Consider the following 6,115-nt stretch of genomic DNA (forward strand, 5'->3'; position numbering starts at 1 on the left):
TCCATCCAAGCCGTTCCCCTGGTCGGCGGAGCCCGATGGCCTGTGGAGCGGTCGTTACAGTGGCCGTCGTGTCCCGGTGGTGCTGCGACCTGACGACGTCGGACTCCCGGCTGCCGGCGGAGGCGACCCGATGACGAGCACCGAGGCCCGGAGCGAGTCGCGCGCAGATGCGCTGCGGCGCACGGCGCGCGACCAGGCCGACGACGCCGAGCTCGGCGAGCTCGCGGTGCACTACTTCGACCGGATGCCCCCCGAGGAGCAGGTCGACGACCCGGCCGAGGCCCTCGCGATGGTGCGGGCCCACCGCAGCCTCGCCCGCCTGCACGTACCGGGACAACCGGTCACCGCGGTCCTCGGCGCCGGCGCGGAGCCCGGCCCGGCAGGCTCGCTGCACGACCCCGACCGGGTCTTCGTCCTCGTGGTCACCGATGACATGCCCTACCTGGTCGACTCCGTCATGGCCGAGCTCGCACGCACCGGGACCGTCGTGCACCGCGTCGTGCACCCGCTCGTCGTCGTGCGGCGCGACCCGCACGGGGCGCTGCTGGAGACCCTCCCGGACGCCGAGCCCGCCGACCCGCCCGCGGGCACCGTCGTCGAGTCCTGGATGAACCTGGAGCTGGAGGCCGACGCCGGGACGGAGTCGGTCCGCGAGCTCGCCTCAGACCTGCACCAGCGGCTGTCGTCGGTGCTGGCCGACGTGCGTGACGTCGTCGAGGACGCCGACACCATGCGCACGAAGGCGCGGGCGCTGGCCGACGACCTCGAGTCGTCGCCGCCCCCGGTCGCCGAGCACCGCACGGACGACACGGTGGCGCTGCTGCGCTGGTTCGCCGACGGCAACCTCACCTTCCTCGGCTACCGCTACGAGGCCGTCGGCGCGCCGGCCGCCACGTCCCCGGGCCGGGGGCTCGGCATCCTGCGCCGGGACAGCGCGGCGGCGCGGGCCCTCACCGCCGGCCCCGACCTCGCGGAGCGGGAGGCCCTCGCCCCGGACGTGCTCGCCGAGGCGGCGGCACCCGACCGGACCGGGACGGACGACTCGGCCCTGCTGGTGCTGACCCGGGCGAGCGCCCGCTCGACGGTCCACGACCCGGTGCACCCGCTGTACGTGGGCGTGCGGGTCTTCGGCGAGGGCGGCCGGGTGGTCGGCGAGCACCGATTCCTCGGCGTGCTGACCGTCGCGGCGCGCAGCAGCGACGTGACCCGCATCCCGGTGGTGTCACGGCGCGTCCGCGATGTCATCCGCCAGACCCAGCTGCCCGTCGAGTCCTGGTCGGGCCAGCGGATGCTCGAGGTGCTGCAGACCTACCCGCGCGCCGAGCTGCTGTGCACCGACCGGGCATCGCTGCTCGAGACCGTCACCGGCGTCCTCGCCCTCGCCGAGCGCCGGCGGGTGCGCCTGTTCCTGCGCCGCGACCGCTGGGGCCGCTACTTCTCGGCGATGGTCTACCTGCCGCGTGACCGCTACACGACCGCCACGCGGCTGCGGATGCAGCAACTGCTCCTCGACCGCCTCGAGGGCACCGACATCGAGTACACCGCCCGGGTCACCGAGGACCAGCTCGCGCTGCTCCACGTCACCGTGCACACGGGGCAGCGCGAGCCGGTCCGTCCCGACGTCCCGGCGCTGACCGCCGAGCTCGCCGAGGCGGCGCGCACCTGGAGCGACCGTCTGCGCGCCGCGGCGGGCCCCGTCGAACGGGCCGCGCTCGCCGCCGTCGGGGCCCTCGCCGAACCGTTCAGCCAGGCCTACCAGGAGGACTTCACCCCCGAGCAGGGCCTCGCGGACCTGCTCGTGCTCGACGAGCTGAACGGTCCCGACGACGTCGCCGTGCGCCTGTACCGGCCCGCGGACGCCCCGGTCGACGACGGGGCCGGGGACCGCCGGCTCAAGCTCTTCCTCGTCGGCACCCGCATCACGCTGTCCTCGGTCCTGCCGGTCCTGCGCTCGCTCGGGATCGAGGTGATCGACGAGCGGCCCTACGAGGTCCGGCGCAGCGACGGCGCCGTCGGGTGGATCAACGACTTCGGCCTGCGGCTGGGGACCGACCGGCCCGCCGCCGAGAAGGACACCGAGGACCTCACCCGGCGCTTCGCCGATGCCTTCACCGCGATCTGGCGGGGCCGCGCCGGCACCGACGACTTCAACACGCTGGTGCTCTCCGCGGGCATGACGTGGCGCGAGGCGGCGCTGCTGCGCGCCCTCGCCCGCTACCAGCGCCAGCTCGGCAGCCCCTACGGCCAGAGCTACATCACCGACGTCGTGGGGGCGCACGCCGAGGTCGCGGTCGGCCTCGTCCGGCTCTTCGAGGCCCGCTTCGACCCCGACCTCGACCCCGACCGGGCGCGGTACCCGAAGGGCCGCGACGACCTCGTCGCCGAGCTCGACGCCGAGGTCGAGGCGGCCATCGACGCCGTCACCGGGCTCGACGCGGACCGGATCCTGCGGGCGATGCTCGGCCTCGTCAGGGCCACCCTGCGCACCACCTACTTCCTGCGCGACGCCGATGGCGGCCCGCGCGAGTACACCGCGATCAAGATCGACTCGACGCGTGTCCCCGGGATGCCCGAGCCCCGCCCGGCGATCGAGACGTTCGTGCACTCCCACCGGGTCGAGGGCGTGCACCTGCGGTTCGGGCCCATCGCCCGCGGCGGGCTGCGGTGGTCGGACCGGCTGCAGGACTACCGCACCGAGATCCTCGGCCTGGTCAAGGCGCAGGCGGTGAAGAACGCCGTCATCGTGCCCGTCGGGGCCAAGGGCGGCTTCGTCGTCAAGCGTCCGCCCGCCCCGACCGGCGACCCCGCCGCGGACCGGGATGCCCAGCGCGCCGAGGGCGTCGCCTGCTACCGCATGTTCGTCTCGGCCCTGCTCGACCTCGTCGACGACCGGGAGGGCCACGCCGCGGACTCGGCCGCCCGGACGCCGGAACGCATCGTGCGCTACGACGCCGACGACACCTACCTCGTCGTCGCCGCCGACAAGGGCACGGCGACGTTCTCCGACATCGCCAACGGCGTCGCGAAGGACCACGGCTTCTGGCTCGGCGACGCGTTCGCCTCCGGCGGCTCGGTGGGCTACGACCACAAGGCCATGGGCATCACCGCCCGCGGGGCCTGGGAGTCCGTGCGCCGCCACTTCCGTGAGCTGGGCCGCGACGTGGCGACCGACGAGATCACCGTGGTCGGCGTCGGCGACATGTCCGGCGACGTCTTCGGCAACGGCATGCTGCTCTCCGAGCACCTGCGCATCGTGGCCGCCTTCGACCACCGCCACGTGTTCCTCGACCCCGACCCGGACCCGGCCGCGTCCTTCGCCGAGCGCCGCCGGCTGTTCGGGCTCGCGCGGTCGTCGTGGGCGGACTACGACGAGACCCTGATCAGCGCCGGCGGCGGGGTGCACCCCCGCACGCTCAAGCGGATCCCGGTGACCGAGCAGGTCGCCGCCGTCCTGGGGATCGACCCCGACCCGGTGGGGCTCGACCCCGCCGAGCTGATCCGCGCGATCCTGCGGGCGCCGGTGGACCTGCTCTGGAACGGCGGGATCGGGACCTACGTCAAGGCCTCGGACGAGACCCACGCCGACGCCGGGGACAAGAGCAACGACGCGGTGCGCGTCGACGGGGCCGACCTGCGGGTCGCGGTCGTCGGCGAGGGCGGCAACCTCGGGCTCACCCAGCGCGGTCGCATCGAGTACGCGCGGGCCGGCGGACGGGTCAACACCGACGCCGTCGACAACTCCGCGGGCGTCGACTGCTCCGACCACGAGGTCAACATCAAGATCCTGCTGGACTCGCTGGTCGAGCGGGGCGAGCTCGCCGCCGAGCGCCGCGACGAGCAGATCGCGGCCACCACCGAGGACGTCGCGGCGCTGGTGCTCGCCGACAACGTCGCCCAGAACGAGCTCCTCGGGGTGGCGCGCGCCCACGCCGCGGAGATGCTCAACGTGCACGAGGCCCTCGTCCGGGACCTCGAGGGCCGCGGTGAGCTCGACCGCGAGCTCGACGTGCTGCCCGACGCCGAGGGCTTCGAGGCCCGCCGCGCGGCCGGCGAGGGACTGTCCGGGCCCGAGCTCGCGACCGTCATGGCGCACGTGAAGCTCGACCTGACCGAGTCGCTCGCGGCCTCCGACCTCCCCGACGCCGAGGTGTTCGCCCGCCGGCTCCCGTCCTACTTCCCGCAGGTCCTCGCCGGGGCCTACCCGAGCGCGGTCGCGGCGCACCCGCTGCGTCGCCGCATCGTCACGACGATGCTCGCCAACGAGGTCGTCGACGGGGGCGGGCTCTCCTACGTGCAGCGGCTGGTGTCGGAGGTCTCCGCGACCCCGTCCGACGCCGTGCGCGCCTACCAGGTCGCGACCCGGGTGTTCGGGCTCGACGTCCTCGCCGCCGACATCGCGGCGGCGGGCCTGCCGACCGCGGTGTCGGACCGGCTGACGCTCGCGGCGCGGCGCCTGCTCGACCGGGCGTCCCGGTGGCTGCTGACCCACCGTCCGCAGCCGTTGGCCGTGGGCGCGGAAACCCAACGGTTCTCCCGCAGCGTCGCGGAGCTCGACGCGCAGGTGCCCTCGATGCTGCGCGGCCGCGAGGCCGAGGGCCTGGCCGAGCGCGTCGAGGCCATGGTCGAGCTCGGCGCCCCGATCGGGCTCGCGGACCGCGCCGTGGGCGGCCTGTACAGCTTCGGGCTCCTCGACGTCACCGAGATCGCCGAGCTCGCCGAGGCCGACCACGGCAGCGACCCCGACGACCTGGCCGGGGTGGCGACCCTCTACTACGCCCTCTCCGACCACCTCGGGCTCCACGAGCTGCTGACCGCGGTCGCCGGGCTCTCCCGCCGCGACCGGTGGGACGCGCTGGCCCGGCTCTCGCTGCGCGACGAGCTGTACTCGTCGTTGCGGGCGGTCACGCTCGACGTGCTCGCCGGCACCGACCCCTCCGAGACCCCCGACGAGAAGATCGCGCACTGGGAGCAGGCCAACGCCTCGCGGCTCTCCCGCGCGCGGAGCTCGCTGGCCGACATCGCCCGGTCCGGGCGCAGCGACCTCGCGACGGTGTCGGTGGCGGCCCGGCAGATCCGCAGCATGGTCCGATGACGAGGACGGGACGGTCGGTGGCCACCTACGAGGTCGACGTGCCCCTGCGCTGGTCCGACCAGGACCCGTACCGGCACGTCAACCACGCCACGATCGTCACCCTGCTCGAGGACGCCCGGACGGCGCTCCTCTTCGACGCCGCGGTGCGCGAGGGGGTCGCGGCGTTCGAGGCGGGTCTGCTCGTCGCGAAGGTCCAGGTCGCCTACCGCCGCCCCATTCCGTGGGACCGTCGCGGGGTGCGGGCGCGGATGTGGTGCGAGCAGGTGCGGGCGGCGTCGTTCACCGTCGGCTACGAGCTGCTCCTGCCCACCGGCGGCGCGGACGGCGGCGGGTGGGACACCGCGAAGCCGGCCGTCGTCGCCGACACCCAGCTCGTCCCCTACGACCTGGCGGCGGAGCGCCCGCGGCGCCTCACGGCGGAGGAGCGGTCCTTCCTGGACCGCTACACGGTCGCGTGACGGGGCCCGACGGCGCGGGCGCGGCGGTGTCGGACCGGCGGCCGCCCCGGAGCCGGTTGACGGTGCCGGACCGGGCGCAGCGCGAGGACCTCGCCGAGTTCGTCGGCCGCGCGGTGCGCCTCGACGCCGCGGTCGTCGTGCGGCTGCGGGCGCGTCCGGGCGGCGACGGTGACCCCGACGCGGTCGAGGCGTGGGCGCCGACCCCCTTCGACGCCCTGGTCAACCGGACCGCACCGGGGGAGGTGACGCCGGGCGACGTCACCGTGGTCGGCTCGGACCTGCTGGCGGCGCTCGCCGTCGCGGGGCGTGGCGAGCGGAGCGAGGGGTCGGGGGGATCGGGCCCGTCGGTGGAGCCGGGGAGGCCCGTCGACGACCGGTGGCGCGGCCCCCTGCCCCCGCTGCGTCCCGGGCGGCGCTGGGAGGTCGTGGGCGAGGTGCCCGCCGCGGAGCTCGGCCGGCTCGCCGAGCGCGGGGTCGCGGCGGCGCGGGCCGGGGACCCGAGCGGGCGCCCGAGCGCGGCGCTGCTCGACCAGATCGTGCTGACGGTGACCGACGACGCGTCGGG

Annotated in this window: 3 protein-coding genes; all 3 read left to right on the forward strand. The window is 75.3% G+C overall.

Going from position 1 to position 6,115, the window contains the following annotated elements:
* The first annotated feature begins 130 nt into the window (after positions 1 to 130).
* A complete protein-coding gene (locus AC0CYZ_RS17905) occupies positions 131 to 5,092 on the forward strand; it encodes an NAD-glutamate dehydrogenase (protein WP_472217739.1) in 4,962 nt (1,653 codons plus the stop codon).
* On the forward strand, positions 5,089 to 5,550 hold the full coding sequence (locus AC0CYZ_RS17910) for an acyl-CoA thioesterase (protein WP_472217741.1): 462 nt from the start codon (positions 5,089 to 5,091) through the stop codon (positions 5,548 to 5,550). Before AC0CYZ_RS17905 ends, AC0CYZ_RS17910 begins: the two co-directional genes overlap by 4 nt.
* Positions 5,547 to 6,115 (forward strand): DUF8010 domain-containing protein (locus tag AC0CYZ_RS17915; RefSeq protein ID WP_472217743.1); only part of this gene is annotated, 569 nt, incomplete at its 3' end. The genes AC0CYZ_RS17910 and AC0CYZ_RS17915, both read left to right, overlap by 4 nt.

It is taken from the genome of Actinomycetospora sp., from assembly GCF_055612215.1.